General features: G+C 54.4%; 20 protein-coding genes. 9 read left to right on the top strand and 11 right to left on the bottom strand.

Annotated features, from left to right (window positions below; all coding sequences use genetic code 11):
- Nucleotides 1-60: 60 nt before the first annotated feature.
- From uhpC to NQH49_RS11725, 4 genes are all read right to left on the bottom strand, one after another.
- Nucleotides 61-1,389 (bottom strand): MFS transporter, encoded by a 1,329-nt coding sequence (gene uhpC / locus NQH49_RS11710; RefSeq protein ID WP_256698426.1) that lies wholly within the window; start codon nt 1,387-1,389, stop codon nt 61-63.
- A 10-nt stretch (nt 1,390-1,399) separates the two neighbouring features.
- Entirely contained in the window at nt 1,400-2,896 is a 1,497-nt protein-coding gene (gene uhpB, locus NQH49_RS11715) for a signal transduction histidine-protein kinase/phosphatase UhpB (RefSeq protein WP_256696735.1), read from the bottom strand.
- The gene (gene uhpA / locus NQH49_RS11720) at nt 2,896-3,486 is read right to left on the bottom strand and encodes a response regulator transcription factor UhpA (protein WP_256696736.1); all 591 of its coding nucleotides are present in this window, start codon (nt 3,484-3,486) and stop codon (nt 2,896-2,898) included. The genes uhpB and uhpA overlap by 1 nt, the downstream gene beginning before the upstream one ends.
- Nucleotides 3,487-3,761: 275 nt before the next feature.
- Nucleotides 3,762-5,540 (bottom strand): FliC/FljB family flagellin, encoded by a 1,779-nt coding sequence (locus tag NQH49_RS11725; RefSeq protein WP_256696737.1) that lies wholly within the window; start codon nt 5,538-5,540, stop codon nt 3,762-3,764.
- A gap of 337 nt (nt 5,541-5,877) precedes the next feature.
- Between NQH49_RS11725 and fliD the strand changes: the two genes are divergently transcribed.
- The 3 genes from fliD to fliT are packed head-to-tail and all read left to right on the top strand — an operon-like array spanning nt 5,878 to nt 8,075.
- Nucleotides 5,878-7,302, top strand: coding sequence for a flagellar filament capping protein FliD (fliD, locus tag NQH49_RS11730; protein ID WP_256696738.1), 1,425 nt, complete (start codon nt 5,878-5,880; stop codon nt 7,300-7,302).
- Between the two features lie 12 nt (nt 7,303-7,314).
- A complete protein-coding gene (fliS, locus tag NQH49_RS11735) occupies nt 7,315-7,722 on the top strand; it encodes a flagellar export chaperone FliS (RefSeq protein WP_008105355.1) in 408 nt (135 codons plus the stop codon).
- Complete coding sequence (gene fliT, locus NQH49_RS11740) at nt 7,722-8,075, top strand: flagella biosynthesis regulatory protein FliT (protein WP_061718461.1); 354 nt, start codon at nt 7,722-7,724, stop codon at nt 8,073-8,075. Before fliS ends, fliT begins: the two co-directional genes overlap by 1 nt.
- 350 nt (nt 8,076-8,425) lie before the next feature.
- Here fliT and yedD read toward each other — a convergent pair whose 3' ends face one another.
- Nucleotides 8,426-8,893 carry a lipoprotein YedD gene (gene yedD / locus NQH49_RS11745; RefSeq protein WP_256696739.1) on the bottom strand — a complete coding sequence of 156 codons (468 nt, stop codon included), beginning with the start codon at nt 8,891-8,893 and terminating at the stop codon, nt 8,426-8,428.
- 195 nt (nt 8,894-9,088) lie between these two features.
- On the opposite strand from yedD, the gene NQH49_RS11750 reads away from it, so the two are divergent.
- The 3 genes from NQH49_RS11750 to NQH49_RS11760 all read left to right on the top strand — a co-directional run bounded on the left by NQH49_RS11750 (nt 9,089) and on the right by NQH49_RS11760 (nt 12,383).
- Nucleotides 9,089-10,633 (top strand): methyl-accepting chemotaxis protein, encoded by a 1,545-nt coding sequence (locus NQH49_RS11750; protein ID WP_256696740.1) that lies wholly within the window; start codon nt 9,089-9,091, stop codon nt 10,631-10,633.
- A gap of 8 nt (nt 10,634-10,641) precedes the next feature.
- On the top strand, nt 10,642-11,934 hold the full coding sequence (locus NQH49_RS11755; protein ID WP_256696741.1) for an ABC transporter substrate-binding protein: 1,293 nt from the start codon (nt 10,642-10,644) through the stop codon (nt 11,932-11,934).
- A 125-nt stretch (nt 11,935-12,059) separates the two neighbouring features.
- On the top strand, nt 12,060-12,383 hold the full coding sequence (locus tag NQH49_RS11760) for a DUF6388 family protein (protein WP_256696742.1): 324 nt from the start codon (nt 12,060-12,062) through the stop codon (nt 12,381-12,383).
- A 195-nt stretch (nt 12,384-12,578) separates the two neighbouring features.
- Here NQH49_RS11760 and iraP read toward each other — a convergent pair whose 3' ends face one another.
- A complete protein-coding gene (iraP, locus tag NQH49_RS11765; protein ID WP_061717593.1) occupies nt 12,579-12,872 on the bottom strand; it encodes an anti-adapter protein IraP in 294 nt (97 codons plus the stop codon).
- Between the two features lie 63 nt (nt 12,873-12,935).
- Between iraP and NQH49_RS11770 the strand changes: the two genes are divergently transcribed.
- On the top strand, nt 12,936-13,175 hold the full coding sequence (locus tag NQH49_RS11770) for a DinI-like family protein (protein WP_008105373.1): 240 nt from the start codon (nt 12,936-12,938) through the stop codon (nt 13,173-13,175).
- 20 nt (nt 13,176-13,195) lie between these two features.
- Here the strand turns inward: NQH49_RS11770 and NQH49_RS11775 are convergent, their stop codons facing one another.
- The 4 genes from NQH49_RS11775 to NQH49_RS11790 form a co-directional block, all read right to left on the bottom strand.
- Nucleotides 13,196-13,462 carry a hypothetical protein gene (locus NQH49_RS11775; RefSeq protein WP_256696743.1) on the bottom strand — a complete coding sequence of 89 codons (267 nt, stop codon included), beginning with the start codon at nt 13,460-13,462 and terminating at the stop codon, nt 13,196-13,198.
- Nucleotides 13,463-13,618: 156 nt separating this feature from the next.
- On the bottom strand, nt 13,619-13,957 hold the full coding sequence (locus NQH49_RS11780) for a hypothetical protein (RefSeq protein WP_256696744.1): 339 nt from the start codon (nt 13,955-13,957) through the stop codon (nt 13,619-13,621).
- Between the two features lie 82 nt (nt 13,958-14,039).
- Complete coding sequence (locus NQH49_RS11785) at nt 14,040-14,369, bottom strand: hypothetical protein (protein ID WP_179450302.1); 330 nt, start codon at nt 14,367-14,369, stop codon at nt 14,040-14,042.
- Nucleotides 14,350-14,739, bottom strand: a complete 390-nt coding sequence (locus tag NQH49_RS11790) for a hypothetical protein (RefSeq protein ID WP_008105381.1) — start codon at nt 14,737-14,739, stop codon at nt 14,350-14,352. Before NQH49_RS11790 ends, NQH49_RS11785 begins: the two co-directional genes overlap by 20 nt.
- Before the next feature lie 144 nt (nt 14,740-14,883).
- Between NQH49_RS11790 and NQH49_RS11795 the strand changes: the two genes are divergently transcribed.
- Together NQH49_RS11795 and NQH49_RS11800 are read left to right on the top strand one after the other, a co-directional pair.
- Nucleotides 14,884-15,531 (top strand): helix-turn-helix domain-containing protein, encoded by a 648-nt coding sequence (locus NQH49_RS11795; protein ID WP_256696745.1) that lies wholly within the window; start codon nt 14,884-14,886, stop codon nt 15,529-15,531.
- Nucleotides 15,532-15,651: 120 nt separating this feature from the next.
- Nucleotides 15,652-16,863 (top strand): diguanylate phosphodiesterase, encoded by a 1,212-nt coding sequence (locus tag NQH49_RS11800; protein WP_256696746.1) that lies wholly within the window; start codon nt 15,652-15,654, stop codon nt 16,861-16,863.
- A gap of 32 nt (nt 16,864-16,895) precedes the next feature.
- On the opposite strand, the gene NQH49_RS11805 is transcribed toward NQH49_RS11800, so the two are convergent.
- Complete coding sequence (locus tag NQH49_RS11805; RefSeq protein WP_256696747.1) at nt 16,896-17,603, bottom strand: YnfC family lipoprotein; 708 nt, start codon at nt 17,601-17,603, stop codon at nt 16,896-16,898.
- Nucleotides 17,604-17,734 lie beyond the last annotated feature (131 nt).

Raw genomic sequence — 17,734 nt, forward strand, 5'->3', positions numbered from 1 at the left:
CCGGCGCAACCGGGAAAATTTCTTAGTTTTGTCGATGTAAGGGTAAAAAGCGGGGATGCATCACACTTCCTCGCGCTGGCGCGGCGTTTGAGCATGCAGGAATGGCAACAGCAGCAAGGCCGAAATGCCCGCCGCGCAGGCGATGACCGCAAAGAAACCGTTCCAGTGCCAGACATCGATTACCAGCGCCAGCGGCCAGCCGGAGAGCGATGCGCCCAGATAGGCAAACAGGCCAACAAATCCGGTCGCCGCGCCCGCCGCGTCTTTATGCGAACACTCCGCCGCCGCCATGCCAATCAACATCTGCGGGCCGAAGACAAAAAAGCCGATGGTAAAGAAACACGCAGCCTGCATCACGTAGCTGGCAAACGGCATCAGCCACAGCGATCCCACTGACAGTAAAATGCCGGCGGCAAAGATCAGGTTCATCGGGCCACGATTGCCGTTGAACAATTTATCCGATCCCCATCCCGCCACTAACGCGCCACCGAAGCCACCGAGTTCAAACATGGTCACCGCCGAGTTGGCCGTCACCAGATTCACGCCCAGCGTCTCGGACATATAGAGATTGCCCCAGTCGTTAATCGCGGCACGCACCACGTAAACCAGCACGTAACACAGCGACAGCAGCCAGATGTAAGGGTTGAGCAGCACATATTTGGCAAGGATCTGTTTGTGACTCAGCCCTGCGCCCTCTTGCTGCTGGGCGATCTCCAGCGCATCGTGGCGCCAGTCACCGACCGGCGGTAAACCCACGGTTTGCGGGCGATCGCGCAGGCGCCAGCAGAGAAAAATACCGGCGACGATCGCCAGTCCGCCCGCGATCATCATGCCGGCGCGCCAGCCATAGTGCAGCGCGGCGGCACCGACGATCATCGGGATCAGCGCACCGCCAACGTTTTGTGCTGTGTTCCACAGCGCCCACCAGCCGCCGCGTTCGGTGCGGGAAAACCAGCTGGTCAGCAGACGCGCACAGACCGGCGATCCCCATCCCTGGAAAAAGGCATTTAACACCCACAACACGGCGAAAGCCCACAGCGACGTGGAGAAGCCAAACAGAATATTCACCACACCTGTCGCTATCAGCCCAATGCCCATGAAATAGCGCGCGTTAGAGCGATCGCTGACGATGCCAGAGAAAAATTTCGACAGGCCATAAGTGATGTAAAACAGCGTCGCTAACAGGCCGATGTCCGTGCGCGTCATTACGCCCGCCGCCAGAATTTCCGGCGACGCGGCGTTAAAGCTTTTACGGGTGAAATAGAACAGCGCGTAGCCGAGCCAGATGGTGATCATGATATGGCGACGCCAGTAACGGTAGCGTGCATCAATGGTCGCTTTATCCCCGATAGGCTGCGCGCTGAGTGGTGCTTTGAGAAATCTGAACATCATCTTTTGCTTATCCATTACGCAGCGGTAACGTGACGCTAACGCGCGTGCCGTGGGTACAAGAGATCCCCAGCGAGCCGCCCAGCGCGGTCACGCGTTCGCGCATGCCGGCAAGGCCAAAACCTTGCTGCGGGGAACCCACGGGTAAGCCGCAGCCATCGTCTTCAATCACCAGCAGCAAGCGCTGCTCCTGCAATGTGCCTTGCAGCGTCACCGCGCGGGCGCTGGCGTGTTTCACCACATTGTTGAGTCCTTCCTGACAGACACGGAACAGCGTGACGCGTTGCGCTTCACTCAGTCGCGCTTCATCAATCTGCCAGTCGAGATGGCTGATGATGCCGTGCCCTTCCAGCTCCATTTCCCGCATCAGCGAACGAATTGCCTGCTCTAGCGAAAGATCGTCCAACTGGCGCGGACGCAAGCGCCCCAGCAAACGGCGCACCGAATCGTAAATGCCCAGCGACAGTTGCTCAATCAACATGCCGCTCTGCTTGACGCCACTTTCCGGGCTGATGCGCTGCATGATCCCGGCCTGGGTGCGAATCGCGGTGATGGTCTGGCCGATATCATCGTGCAGCTCGCGCGCCACTTCGCGTCTGACGCTCTCTTCGGTCTCCAGCAGTCGCTCCGTCAGGCGGCGATTGCGCACCAATTCGGTTTGCAGCGACTGATTGAGTTCACGTAAACGCTGAATACCCGCGCCGAGCAGCAGCCCGGTCAGGCTTTGCGCCAGCAGGGAGAGCAGCAGATCGACCGCGTGATCGTGCCAGGTCTGGCTGGCGATCAGCGCGATGGCGTTCATCAGTGTGGCAATCAGCGCGCCCTGCCAGCCGTAATGCCACGCCAGCGCAATGATCGGCAGCGCCAGACAAAACGGTGTGAAGCGCGACAGCTCTGCGGGCAGCCCCAGCTGCAACCACAAACTGACCATAAACAGCAGCACATAACCAAACAGATGGCGCACGCGCCAGTTAACCGGCTGACCGACCAGCGACGGGCCGAGCGGCTGCCAGCGCGTGCTGGTGAGGTAGTGCCAGATCACCAAACAGGTTGGTGCCACGGTCAGTGCGCCGGTGAGCGTTAGCAGCACCGCATTCAGCGCGGTGGGTTGAGCGAGCCACGGCAATGCCTGCAGCAGCCCCCCACACACCATCGCGCCGCCCTGCCACAGCAAGGTGTGCCAGTCGCGTTGATGACGATAACGGGAGATCAGCGCCACCGGCAGCAGCGTCAATAAGCTACCCAGCATTAATAGCGGCAGATGTGCCAGCGCCACTTCGCGCGACAGCCAATAAAGCAGCAACCACTCAGCACCGAGCAGCACCGGCCAATAGGCACGCGGGGACTGCAACATCAGTCCAAGGCGCAGGCCAAAGGGAAACAGCAACACCGCCAGCTCAGGACGATCCGCCAGATGCAGGCTGATGCTCCACAGGCAAAACCACGCGGCAGAAAAGATACAAAAACTGGCGATAACGGCAATCAGCCGCGAAAAGAGTGGCTGCATTACCAGCTATCGAACATGCGGCGCGCCAGTTCAACGTCGTTACTGACATTGAGCTTTTCCAGCAAATTGGCGCGATGAACGTGAACGGTTTTCGGCGACAGACCCAGTTCAGCTGCGATCTCTTTCACCGCTAAACCTTGCGCCAGTTTTTCCGCCACCTGGCGTTCGCGTTTGGTGAGCGGGTCCTGACGTCCGGAGGCGAGCTTCATAGCAATATCGGGCGTCAGATAGCAGCCGCCTTTGGCCACGGTATGCACCGCCGCGATCAGTTCATCGGGGCTGCATCGTTTAGAGAGGAATCCGCGCGCGCCCGCATTAAGCGCCTGCTCCACCAGCGCCGGACTATCGTGTACTGACAGCATGATGGTCGCCATACCTTTCGGCAGCTGGCTTAACAGCTCCAACCCGGAGATATCCGGCATCGAGATATCGCAGATGCACACCTGCACGCCACGCCCCGGCAATTGGTTGAGCGCTTCTCGCCCGGAACCACATTCGGCAACAACCTGGAAATCCGGTTCCAGCCCCAGCAATTGGGCAAAACCCGAACGGACGATCATATGGTCGTCAATGAGCGCGATGGTGGTCATGAGGTTTCCTGGTGGCGAAAAAACGCGCTTACCTTAGCGATAAGCGGGGGAAGCTTCAAGGGGATTGGGTGGCGGGGTTAGTTTGTGCAATGACGTATCGGTCGCCATAAATGGCGCCCCTACGCGATTTTGTAGGGGCGCCATTTATGGTGACCGACTTGTATCACTTGGAGAATTTACCGGCGAATTATGAGTAATTACCTGCATATTCATAATATGCAGGTATAAAAAAACCCCGCCGAAGCGGGGTTTGATAAGCAAGAAGCTTAGAGCGATTAGCCCTGCAGCAGAGACAGAACCTGCTGTGGAACCTGGTTAGCTTTAGCCAACACTGAGTTACCCGCCTGCTGGATGATCTGTGCTTTAGACATGTTTGAAACTTCAGTTGCGTAGTCAGCATCCTGAATACGAGACTGTGCTTCAGACAGGTTAGTGGTGGTGTTGTTCAGGTTAGTTACCGCTGAATCCAGACGGTTCTGAATCGCACCCAGGCTTGAACGGAACTTATCGATGCTGCTGATAGCGTCGTCCAGAGCGGCCAATGGATCTGAAGTTGCAGTACCAGCGCTGGTTGCATCAGTGGTGATCTTACCGCCAGCAGTTACGTTTACAGCTGCACCGACGGTTTTCGCGTTCGGGTTAGCAGACGAGTTGTCAACGGTGGTGCCATCAGCCAACAGGTTAGCTTTAACAGTTACCGCTCCGGTGTCTTTGTCTACTGCGTACTGAGTAGTGAACTTGTCTACGCTGGTGAAATTGCCGTTAGCGTCTGAGTAAGTGTCGCTTGATTTGCCAACATCAGCGCCGCTGAAGTTAACAGAACCTTTCATCACGCCAGATTTGTAATCGATAACTGCTGATTTAGCAGTACCTGCTGCGGTTGCACCATCATCAGCGGCTGCAACTTTAGCCATCACTTCATCTTTAGAGATAGAAGCGGTGTAAGTTACGTCACCAGTAGTTGCAGCGAAGCCGTAAGTTGTACCACCGATTGCAACAGTAGAGTTGTAGTCACCAGCAGCTGCTTTAGCAGAAGACTGGGTAAATACAGAGTCCAAAGTAGCCTGAGTCAACGTGCCGCTGGCGTTGTTGGTGGTCAGGTTACCGGTGGTGTCCATGTATGCAGTCTGGCCACCAATGGTTAAATTGCCATTGTTGTCTGCTTCGAACTCAACAGTGTCAGTTGAACCGCCAACAGCTGAATAAGTACCAGTGATTTTGCCAGTATCTGGAGCCAGTTTTGCACCGAATGCGCCTGCATCAGCACCAGCTGTACCTGCATCAACAGTTGCAGTGTAAGAGAAGTTACCTTTGGTTGCATCGTAGGTGTATTTAGTATCAGTACCTGCGCCATCAGTTACAGTAACTTGGTCACCGGTAGCCAGTTTAGAGAATGCTTGTGATGCAGTCAGCGCGCTGTTTTCGGTAACCAGGTTATAGACGCCAGAACCGGTAGCAGTTTCAGTTGCGCCAGCTGCAGTCAGGTTAGAAACGGTAGCGGCTTTGTTAGCTACAGTACCGGTGCCGTTTACGTTGAAGCCGTTCAGACCCAGAGTAGAAGAGTCAATCTTCTTCAGGTCGATAGAGATGGTCTGGCCATCGTTCGCGCCAACCTGAATTTTCAGGGAGCCGTCTTTAGACAGTACGTTCACGCCGTTGAACTGAGTCTGACCCGATACGCGGTCAATTTCGTCCAGACGTGATTTGATTTCGTCCTGAATTGAGTCCAGATCAGACTGGCTGTTGGTGCCGTTCTGAGACTGAACGGTCAGTTCACGAACACGTTGTAAGTTGTTGTTGATTTCTGACAGCGCGCCTTCAGTGGTCTGCGCAGCAGAGATACCGTCGTTAGCGTTACGCGCAGCCTGAGTCAGGCCGGTGATGTTAGACTGGAAGCGGTTAGCAATGGCCTGGCCCGCTGCGTCATCTTTAGCGCTGTTAATACGAAGACCAGAAGACAGACGCTCGATAGAGGTAGACAGAGCAGACTGGTTCTTGTTGATGTTGTTCTGAGTGATCAGCGAGAGGCTGTTGGTATTAATGACTTGGGCCATGATAATTTTCCTGTTAATCAAGTCTTTCGGTTAAGGTGTGGGCTTCAACCCGCCGGCTTCAGCGCCGTCAATGTTGTTATCGTCTGCCCTTAAACAACCTTTAGATTTTTTTTAGGACCAGGTGAAAATTTTTCCCTTCAACCTGTCACGTTTATCTTTATCGCCCTGCCCGCAGTGTTCTTTAGGCCAACCTGATCATTTTTCTAGCGTCCGAAATACCCTTCTCTATATACGCTATTCGCTTTATTACCCGCCGGTAAATAATTCTAAACTTTGCCCATAAAGAGCCGATAACCCGCGGTATTGATTCTCCGTGTCGACATAGAAAGGAAACAACATGACCACCATTTCTACCCTCGGTATCGGTTCAGGCCTCGATTTAAGTACCATCCTGGATAACTTGAGTACGGCTGAGAAAGCGTCTTTAACGCCTATCTCTAATCAGCAGACGGCTTATACCGCGAAGCTGAGCGCTTACGGCACCTTGTCGAGCGCGTTAACCACCTTCCAAACCGCCAACACGGCATTAAACAGCGCTGATTTGTTCACCGCAACCAGCGCAGCCAGCAGCACCACTGCGTTCAGCGCCACCACGTCTGGCAGTACCATTGCCGGGAAATACAGCATTAGCGTGACGCAGCTGGCGCAGGCACAGACGCTGACTTCCGGCGTGCAATCCAGCAACACCACTGCGCTGGGTAGCTCGGATGCCAGCCGCACGCTGTCGATTAAACTGGCCGACGGCACCAGCAAAGACATTACGCTGACCAGTGCACAAACCTCATTAACCGGCATGCGTGACGCGATTAACGGTGCCAATGCCGGTGTCAGCGCCAGTATTATCAAAACCGGTGATGGCGCTTATCGTCTGTCGCTAACCGCGTCGAAAACCGGAGAGGCCAATGCGGTTTCTTCAGTGACCGTGACTGGCGATGACACGCTGCAGGGTATTGTCGGCTTTGATTCAACCAAAACCGATGCCGATAACCCGCTGGACGTCAGCGTTGCCGCACAAGATGCCGAGTTAACGGTAAATAATGTCGCCATCACCAGCAGCACCAACACCATTAGCGATGCGCTGGAAGGAATTACGCTGAATCTGAATGATGTCACCAGCGGTAATCAGACGTTGACCATCACGCAAGATACCTCTAAAGCCTCCACCGCAATTTCCAACTTTGTGGATGCCTACAACAATCTGCTGGATCAGTTCACCAGCCTGACTAAATACACCGCAGTGGATGTCGGTTCAGATACACAAGACTCCAGCAACGGTGCGTTGGTGGGCGATAGCACGTTGCGCGGCATTCAAACCCAGATCAAGAGCCTGCTGACCAACACGGCCAGCTCTTCAACCTACAAAACGCTGGCGCAAATCGGTATCACTACCGACCCAACCACCGGTGAGCTGTCGTTAGATTCTGACAAGCTGAAAACCGAGCTGACCAAAGATCCAGCCGGCGTGAAAGAGATGATTGTGGGTGACGGTAAAACCACCGGTATCACCACCAAACTGGCAACGAACCTGACCAGTTGGCTGTCATCAACTGGCAGCATTCAGTCAGCGAAAGATGGCGTCAGCAAGACGCTGAATAACCTGACTGAGCAGTACAACAACATGAACACGCGTATCAACGCCCTTATTGCGCGTTATAAGACGCAGTTCACGCAACTCGACGTCACCATGAGCTCGCTGAACAGCACCAGCGATTACCTGACACAGCAGTTCGATAGCATGACTTCGAGCAGCAGTTCTAAATAGTAAGGAGTGACCATGTACAGCGCTACAGGCACACAAGCCTACGCAAAAATCGGGGTGGAGAGCTCAGTGATGAGCGCCAATCAACAGCAGCTGATTACCTTGCTGTTTGACGGTGCGATCAGCGCACTGGTCCGCGCCCGCCTGTTTATGCAGGACAACAATATCCAGGGAAAAGGTAACTCGATTTCCAAGGCCATTAACATCATCGAGGGCGGACTCAAGCAGGGCCTCGATGAGCAATCAGGCGATGACCTGACCGACAACCTGTTAGGACTCTACTCCTACATGGTTCGCCGTCTGGTTCAGGCTAATCTGCGTAATGATGTCGAAGCCCTCGAAGAAGTTGAAGGTCTTCTGCGCAATATCGCTGATGCCTGGAAAGAAGTCGTACAACCTCAACACCTTCAGGACGCCGTTTAATGAATATTGCACCGTCACTTGTCACCGTTTACCAACAGTTACTCGACCTCAGCCACGGAATGCTGCGTTTGGCAGCAGACGGCGAATGGGATGATTTGATTACCAAGGAAGTGGACTATGTCAGTGCGGTGCAAAGACTGGCGCAAACAACCGAAGCCGCCGCACCGTCGCGCCAGCTGCAAGAGCAGTTGCGTCCGGTGTTACGCCATATTCTCGATAATGAGAGTGAAGTGAAACGTCTGCTGCAGTTGCGTATGGACGAATTGACGCAGCTGGTGGGCCAGTCATCGATGCAGAAATCGGTGATGAGCGCGTATGGCAAGCAAGGTAGCGTGTATTTGCCGCAGGGTTGATTCGGACTCTGCGCGCTGATGCCCTCACCCCGGCCCTCTCCCACAGGGAGAGGGAGATGCTGCAATATGTCAGATGGGCTCGATCGGTTCCCTCTCCCACAGGGAGAGGGAGATGCTGCAATATGTCAGATGGGTTCGATCGGTTCCCTCTCCCACAGGGAGAGGGAGATGCTGCAATATGTCAGATGGGTTCGATCGGCTCCCTCTCCCACAGGGAGAGGGAGATGCTGCAATATGTCAGATGGGCTCGATCGGTTCCCTCTCCCACAGGGAGAGGGAGATGCTGCAATATGCCAGATGGGCTCGATCGGTTCCCTCTCCCTGTGGGAGAGGGTTAGGGTGAGGGAAAACTACTTCTGCGTCGCCGTCGAAACCGGGCGCATAATCTCTGGCTCGATATCCTGAATCACCGCCTCGTTCGGACGTTTCGCCACCTCTTCCAGCGCCTGCTGGCACTCAACGGTTGGCCGATCCACTTTACGCAGTCTCAACCCATCGTAACGCAGCTCACCGTTCTCCAGCACCAGCGGCATCACGCGCACCTGGCGCGTCACGTTGACCCAATCATCGCCCAGACGGGTTAATTTGCCCGGTTTGGCAATCACGCGCTGCCACTGACGGCAATCCAGCGTGTCGCCTTCGGCACCGATAATCAGGCTGCCCATCGCTTGCTTGCTGATCAGCTTGCTTTGCGGGCCCACGGTTTGCCAGTTGCCTTGCAGCTCCAGCGGCGCCGGGGTTTTCACCGCCTGGTCATAATTGCTGATCTGCGCACAGCCACTCAGCGCCAGCGCGGCCACTATCATCCACTTTTTCATTCTCGGTCCCTACACTCGCATCAATGGCGGCTACGTTATAATTTTTCCCGCAGGTTGCGCAAGGTATCTGCTGCGCGCCACATGATTTTCCTCAAGCTGCTCACTTCTGCGCCGATAACTCTTCTGGAGTTAAAAGTGCCTGTAAAAACAATAATGACCGATTACACACTCACCTTCGTTACGGAGAATCCCGTTATGCGATTGACCCTTCGCGCGCGTCTGACATCGATTGTTGGCCTGCTGTGCATTTTACTGATTGTTGCCGCCATCTGGGGAATTATTGGCCTGCGCGCCGCCGACCAACGGGCGCAAAACGCCTACCAGAATGAGCTGTTACCGCTGCAATATTCATCCCGCCTGTACCGCATGGTGCAGGAACAGTCCGCGACCCTGTTCGATGCCCTGCGCTACTGGACCGACAGCAGCGAAGTGGAGAAACGTCTGGCGCGCATCGCGCATTACGGCGAGCAGATTGCGAAAGACCGTCAAACCTGGCAGCAGCTGGCGTTTGATGCACAAACCAAACCACTCAGCCAGCAATTCATCACCCATCTCGACGGCTGGCAAAGCGCGCTGAAAGATGCCGGAGAACTGCTGAAGGGCGGCAACCCATCCGGCGCGCTGGTGGTGATTGAAACCCGCCTGCGCAGCGGCAGTCAGCTGCTGCAACAGGACATCGATCAGCTTGATGCGTTAATGCGCCAGCATGCAGAACTCACCTATCGGCAGAGCAACAGCGATTACCAGCTGGCGCGTAACAGCCTGATTATCATATTGCTGGTCGGGCTGAGCGTGGCGCTGGTGTTTGGCTGGTTGCTGATCCGCTCGATCAACCGGTCGATTGGTCAGGCACGCGAACTGGCCGAATCGATTGCGGCCGGTGAACTGAATCATGATATCGGCAGCGTTTCGCGCGATGAGATGGGCGAACTGATGCAGTCGCTACTGCGCATGGATGTGCGTCTGGCGGAGATTGTGCGCGACGTAGGCGAAAGCGCCAGCGCACTGAGTGATGCGGCGCGTCAGATGGCCGACGGCAATGACGATCTCTCTGAACGCACCCATTCGCAGGCCAGCTCGCTGGAGCAAACCGCTGCCAGCATGGAGCAGATGACCGCCACGGTGAAACACAACGCTGATAACGCCGCGCAGGCCAATGAACTGGCCACCGATGTGCGTCATCAGGCCGAACGCGGCAGCAGCGTATTGCGTGACGCGGTCAGCGCGATGGAGGAGATCGAATCCTCCAGCAAACGCATCGCCGATATCAACCGGGTGATCGATGAGATCGCCTTCCAGACTAACCTGCTGGCGCTGAATGCGGCAGTCGAAGCGGCACGCGCAGGCGAACAAGGACGCGGCTTTGCCGTGGTGGCATCCGAAGTGCGTCAGCTGGCACAGCGATCCGCCGGAGCCGCGCACGAGATCAAAGCGTTGATTGATGCCAGCGTCGGCAAAGTAGAAGCCGGCAGCGCGCTGGTGCAGCGTTCTGGCGCGATGCTCAATGACATCAATCAGGGCGTGGCGCGCGTGGTGGATATTGTCGGTGAAATCGCCGTGGCCAGCCGCCAGCAATCCAGCGGTATTGAGCAGGTGAATACAGCGGTGATTCAGATGGATGGTGCGACGCAGCAAAACGCCTCGCTGGTGCAGGAAGCCAGCGCCGCCAGCCAGACCGTCAGCGAACATGCCGGATTGCTGGTGGAGAAGATGGCCTTCTTCCGCCTGCAGCCGCGCTAAGGAGCGACATGATGCGTAAATTTCTCGCGATATTACTCGCCACGCCGCTGCTGAGCCACGCGGCGACCACACTGAATATCGCCACCATCGCCAACGGCGATATGACCATCATGCAGCAGCTCGCCACGCGCTACGAACAGGAGCATCCGGACGTCAAACTGCAATGGCATGTGATGGACGATGGCGCATTGCGTGAGGCGGTGCTGTCGGCGATGAACAGCGGTCAGGCGCAGTTCGATGTCATCACCGTCGGCACCTATGAAGCGCCGCTGTGGGGCGAAAAAGGCTGGCTGGCGCCGCTCAATAAGTTGCCCGCCGATTACGACAGCGATGATCTCATCGCGCCGGTGCGCAAAGCGCTGTCGTTCCAGCAAACGCTTTACGCCCTGCCGTTCTACGGGGAAAGCAGCATGACCTACTACCGCAAAGATCTGTTTGCGCAGAAAGGGTTAACCATGCCGGATAATCCCGACTGGACCGATATCAAGAACTTCGCCGCCAAACTCACCGATGCGCAAAAAGGCATTTATGGCCTGTGCCTGCGCGGTCAGCCCGGCTGGGGCGATAACGTGGCATTCATGACCACCATGGCGAATGCCTATGGCGCGCAGTGGTTCGATGATAACTGGCAGCCCACGCTCAATTCGCCGGAGTGGCGCGAAGCGCTGAGTGATTATCTGCAGGTGGTAAAGCAGGATGGACCGCCGGATACGGTGAAAAACAGTTTCGGCCAGATTTTGCGTCTGACCGCGCAAGGCAAATGCGCGATGTGGATCGACAGCACGGTAGCAGCCGGTTTGCTGGTTAATCCGCAGATCTCATTAGTCGCCGACAAGCTGGCCTTTGCGCCTGCGCCGGGCGGCATCACACGTAATGGTTCGAACTGGTTATGGTCGTGGGCGCTGGCGGTACCGGCTAACACGCCGAATCGCGAGGCGGCGATAGCCTTTATTAGCTGGGCGACATCCAAACAGTACATTCAGCAAGTGGCCGATACCGTCGGCTGGGGCGCGGTGCCGCCCGGCAGCCGCAATTCCACTTATCAGCAGGCGAGCTATCAGCGTCTGGCGCCGTATGCCGCGCAGGTACGTGCGGCGATTGATTCGGCGACCGTCGAGCAGCCCACGCTCAACCCTGTGCCTTATCAGGGCGTGCAGTATGTGAGCATTCCCGGATTTGACCAGATGGGGAACGCCGTCGGGCAGAATCTGGCGGATATGCTGAGCGGCAAACTGACGCTGGATGAGACACTGGCGAAGAATCAGCAGGACGTTACGCAAATTTATCAGCAGTTGCATTGATTGCTTTCGTAGGGAGCGCATTAATGCGCACCTGGTTGCCATGAATATCGATTCAACAGCGGAATCCTGACAACGCAGCTTGCGCGCGTTACACTAGCGCGCAAGTTGATATGCAGGAACACCGAATGAAAACCACAGAAGAGTATTACGCTCAGGCACGCACGATGTTTTTCACCGCCCACCCCGATTTCCAGTCCGCCCTGGATGAACTCACCGAAAGCGATGCACGCCAGGCGAATTTGTCATTAGCGCAATTACGTGATTGGCATGCAGAGCGCATTTATGCCGCATTTTTGCGTCAGAAGAAGCTGGACGGCATGCTTTTTTCCATTCAATTGGCGGAACCCGATAAAGCCGTCGCTGCGGATGCCATTGAAAAGTATCTGAAATCTCACGCGGAAGCATTAGGCATGACGTGGGAAGAGTTCTGCATCAAAAACGAGTTGTAATCGGCCACGTACTGTAACGGCATCAAAGATACATCGCCAACCACACAAAATGTTCAGGAAAAAGTTGTACAAGTTGAGAAAACTTGTATAACTTACTCATCACGACGTCAGTCGTAGATTGTCCTTGAACGAATGGTGCTGTTGCACCGCCTCTGGAAGTGTTGCTGGATTTCCACTTCCAGAGGTCATATTTTTCTACCCTTCCCGCTCGATCCCTTTGACTTCGATATAACTCGCCACCGCCAGTAGACGATTGACGTGGGTTAGCAGCAGATCCACATCCGACTGTAAAAACTCCTGCGACGCGCGCGATGCGGTGACGATCGCCTCCTGCACCGTGTCGGAAATGGTCAATGAGTTATTCTCTTTTGCCTGAATCAGTAGCGCCGCGATCAATAACGACTGCGCCTCAACCTGCGCCACCAGCTCTTTTGCTTCCACATCCATTTTTGCCATTTTCAATAAGATATCGATAACCAGTTGGCGCATATTTACCCCTGTTTTTATTTACAGTACTATATCGCACCCGATCCAATGAATGGAACGACCCTGATGTTTGTGGAGTTGATTTACGATAAGCGTAACGTGGCTGGATTACCGGGCGCACGTGAGATGATTTTGCAGGAGTTGGAAAAGCGTGTACAGCGCGTCTTTCCCGATATTGAGGTACGCGTCAAACCAATGGAACGTAACGCCATAGATACCGATTTGAGCAAGAACGATAAAGCGACGGTTGCGCGGATTGTCGAAGAAATGTTCGATGAGGCAGAAATGTGGCTGGTGGCCGATTAGGCCACCAGTGCGTCAGAGGCTTAGCTCTCCTGCTCAGCATTGTTGATGGCGATTTCCAGATCCTGAATCGCCTCATCAATGTCATCCAGCAGTTTACCTTGTTTGTTTAGCAAGGTGTCGAAGCGACCCGCGTATTCGGTGTCTTTATATTCACCCGCGTCAAACGCCAGCCAGTGGGCAGACAGCGTCTCAGTGTTAGTCTGCGCGTAGTGGCGCATCTCTTTAAGCTGGGAGGTGACATCACGCAGGTAGTCAATTTTGGTTTTTACAATTTCTGTATCACTCATGCTATCTTCCTTTTCGCTTAATAAGACGATTTAAATAACGCTTGAAGGGTTAATGATAGTGCAAAATATCGAAGCTGCCTTAGGAATAATCGGAAGTGACTAAAACCCGTGAGTAAACAGGGGACATCCGGGTCCCCGATAATGCAACCTCAGGCATTACAAATATTTCCTCGCCAGCTCAATCAGCTCATCCTTCGCGGCATCACCCAGTTTTATTACGCCCTGCTCGACAAAGCTAAACGCGCGGCCGAAATCCTTCACGCCTTCTGAGAACGCCTGACTGGCGTCATGGCTCTGCGTCGCTGCGGCGGCTGGCGGCGCGTCGGCTGCAACGGGAGCAGCAGCTTCCGGTGCGCTGGGCGGCGCTGCCTCAGCTGCAGCAACAGGCGCAGCCTCCACAGGTGCCGCGGCGGGCGTCGCCACTTCGTTGGCGAAATCTTCCGCAGGTGACGATGTGAGGGTGCTGGTTGGATTGATAACAGTTTGATCGCTCATAATGCTCTCCTTCTTACTGAATAAAGATCGCAGTCGGATAACAGTGGCTGCAATCCACGTGGTGATAAGCATGATGCCCTCCTTAACGCTTAGGTTGAGGTGGCGATTTATCTCCTTCAGCCGGTTTCCCCTTATCCGCAGGATTGCTGATTGGGTGCTTTGCTATCCCATCGAGTTTGTTTTGCAGCGCAACCAGCTGGCTGGTGAGCTCCGCCACGCGTGCTTCGCGCCGTTCTGAAATCGTTCGATATTGCTGTCGAATCTCCTCAACGCGCTGATTAGCACTGTTGCTAACGAACAGGAACAACACCGTCATCGCCACGCACATCAGCGACAGCATCAGCAGAAAGCCGCCGAAGAACAGTTGGCGTCGATGGTTTTTCACTACGTACTCACTGTTTATCTGCATCATCACGACTCTCCTCCAGAGTGGTAATCAGTTGATTCACCTGGCTGCGAAACTTATCGCTATGCTCGGTTTCGGTGGTTGCCAGTAAAATACTCAGGGCGTTTTTGATCAGCCGCAGATCGGTTTCCAGCGAAGAGATTCGCCGCAGGTTTTTGTCATGTCGGACGCGCAACTCATCGTTTTCCTGACGCATCAAGGCGTGACCCTCTTTGAGCAGCATCACCTGTTCTTTGTAGCTGGTGATGATCTCTCCGCCGGCACGATTGCTGGTGACGATAGCGGCGATCCCCGCCATTAACGGTTTCCAGAACACAGCTGCTGCGCCGCCGCCGAGAAGCAACGCACCTACGCTGGTGACTAAACTACTTTCCATGCTTCACCTCTCACCCCTGGCAAGGGTTGTGCCCCATTAGCACGCTGACCACCCTTGCCAGCTTCGCGGTCAACGCCTGAATTTAAGTTTACTTTAAATGGTGAATTTAAGTATACTTAAGTCGTTCCTTCAGGAGATGTCAAGATGATGAAAAAAGAATCTTCCGGTGAGCGCATCCGGGCACGACGTAAAGCACTACAGTTAACGCAGCAGGCGCTAGCCAAAAGCATCGGTGTTTCGCATGTGGCTGTATCGCAATGGGAAAAGGAGGAAACGGTTCCGCGTGGCGAGAACTTATTGCGATTGGCGGAATGGCTGCAATGCACAGCAGCGTGGATTATTGATGGGGACGGCGAAGTGTTTGCCACGTACGCTAAAGCCGCGCCGGTCACGGCGGTGCCATTGATTAGCCTCGCGCAAGCGTCAGCGTGGTTAGGCGAGCAGCGTTTATTGTTGAAACAGCAAGCAACGCGCTTTCTCTACAGTGAAAGTCAATTAGGCGATGGCGCACTGGCGGTCACGGTGGAAGACCACGCAATGCAGCCGGATTACCGGCCCGGTGACAGTGTGATCTTTGATCCAGATGTTCAACCGCAGCCGGGCGATGTGGTTTTGGCGCTGGTCGATGGCGTGGCGCTGATGCGGATTTATCGTCTGCAAACGCAGCAGCAGGCTGAGCAAATCTTCACATTGCGCGCGTTGAATAATGACTTTCCGCAGCTGCATTCGGCGGAATCGGCGCTAGAAATTATCGGCACGCTGATGGAGTTGCGACGTTACCGAAGCGGCTAGCCGCTTCGCTTAAGCTGTTATAATAAAAAAAGTTTAGCCTGATCGCGGTAAGCTATGGACAGACCCCGCAGTAAGGCTGCTAATCTAGTCGCAAAATAATAAATTATCCGGACAATCTCGATGCTCACCACAATTATTTACCGCAGCCATCTGCACGATCACGTGCCAATCAAAACGCTCGAAGATATGGTTGCTAAAGCCAATAGCAAAAACAAAAACTTCGACGTTACTGGCATCCTGCTGTTCGACGGCCTGCACTTCTTCCAGCTGCTGGAAGGACCGCGTGAGTCCGTTCAGGGCATATACAAGCGTATTTGTCAGGACGCACGCCACCATAATCTGGTGGAGTTAATGCACGACTTCGCGCCCGAACGCCGTTTTGGCAAAGTCGGCATGGAGCTGTTCGATCTGCGCGAGCATGACAAAGACACTGTGCTGCAAGCAGTGCTGGATAAAGGCACCTCGCGTTATCAGCTCACCTACAAAGATCGCGCGCTGCAGTTTTTGCGTACCTTCGTGGTGGCGCGCGACAAAGAGAACTACTTCGAGATCCCGCCAGCCAATACCTGGGAATTTGTTCCGGATAATGAATGGCAGAACGATCTGGATGGTATCGATCAGAGCCTGCAGGATTGCCGCTTTGCTTTTCAACCCATCATCGATCCCTTCGCGCGCCGCGTCACTTCGTTTGAAGCGCTGATCCGCACGCCAAACGGTGGCTCACCCGATGAGTATTTCTCCGCGTTTGGCGGCGAAGCGATTTATCACGCGGATATTCAGTCGAAACGTCTGGCATTTAACGTGGCAAGCAAACTGGGGATTGGCGAGCATCGTCTGTCGATCAACCTGCTCCCGATGTCGCTGGTGACGGTGCCAAACGCGGTGGATTTCCTGCTGGCGGAGATCAAAGCCAGCGGGCTGGTGCCGCAGCAGGTAATCGTTGAAGTGACCGAAAATGAGATCATTTCGCGCTCGGATGAATTTGCTGCCGAAGTGAGAAAGTTGAAAGCGGCGGGGATCAGCCTGGCGCTGGACGATTTTGGTGCCGGTTTTGCTGGCTTGTCGCTGTTATCGAAATTCCAGCCGGACAAAATCAAAATCGATCGCGAGATTATCCGCGATGTGCATAAAAGCGGCCCGAAGCAGGCGATCATGCACGCCATCATTAAGTGCTGCGCATCGCTGGAAATCGCGGTGATTGCCGAAGGTGTCGAACAAGCCGAAGAGTGGATGTGGCTGGAAGCGGCGGGTATCAGTCAGTTCCAGGGTTTCCTGTTTGCGCATCCGCTGTTGAATGGATTCCCGGCAGTGGCGTGGCCTGAGATTAAATAGTGTGGTGGTCGCCATCAATGGCGACCAACAAACTAATAATATGTCGCCTCGATATTGCCATACTGCTTATCCACCACCTCGCCCGCTGCGTCGGTGGTAATAATGTCGCAATAATAGGGAACATCGTTTTTATATTTGCAGACATTGCTAACGGTTTTAATCTGGTTATTACGTTTTACCGTGGTGACCACGTCGGAAATCTTTTTCTTATCTTCTGCCCGCACTGCAGTAGCACGCGACACTTCCGTTCCGGCCTGAGTAATACTCAATACCGCCATTTCACCCGCGCTGTTATAGGCGAGATGAAACGCTGCATCTGAAGCGGGCGATGAGATTTGTTCCACCAAGCCCTGTTTGTTATAGGTAATATCCACGGTCATGCTCGGCGTGACTTTCTTCACCATGGCGCAGTTTTTATCCAGCGTCACCACTACGTCCTGACCATTCTCGCTGCCTTTTAATGTGTTGCCGTCGCGCGCAACCTCAATCACTTCGCCCTCTTTGCCCACCGATTTAACATGCGTTGGACAGCCGTTATGATCGAAATCGACATTCACTTCAAAGATTTGCTGGCCGTCGGCGGTGAACAGCGTTTGATGGGTATTTTTGACTTTTCCGGGTAGCGCTTCGAATTGATAAAGATAGGCAAAGTTTTTCATTTGCGGATAATACGTCGCGTCATCCTTGTCACATCCTGCAAGCAGAATGATGGCGACTAAAAACAGTAGGTTTTTCTTCACGTGAGAATCCTCTTCTCAAAATAAGGCAGCGCGTTGGGCGGTGTATTCACTGTGATGCTGCAACCTTCCCGCCTGAGATAAAACCATCACCGCGCTGAACTATACTCGAAAGAAATACCCGAAAGAAACCC

This window comes from Pantoea trifolii, from assembly GCF_024506435.1.
In the GTDB taxonomy this organism is placed as follows: Bacteria; Pseudomonadota; Gammaproteobacteria; order Enterobacterales; family Enterobacteriaceae; genus Pantoea; species Pantoea trifolii.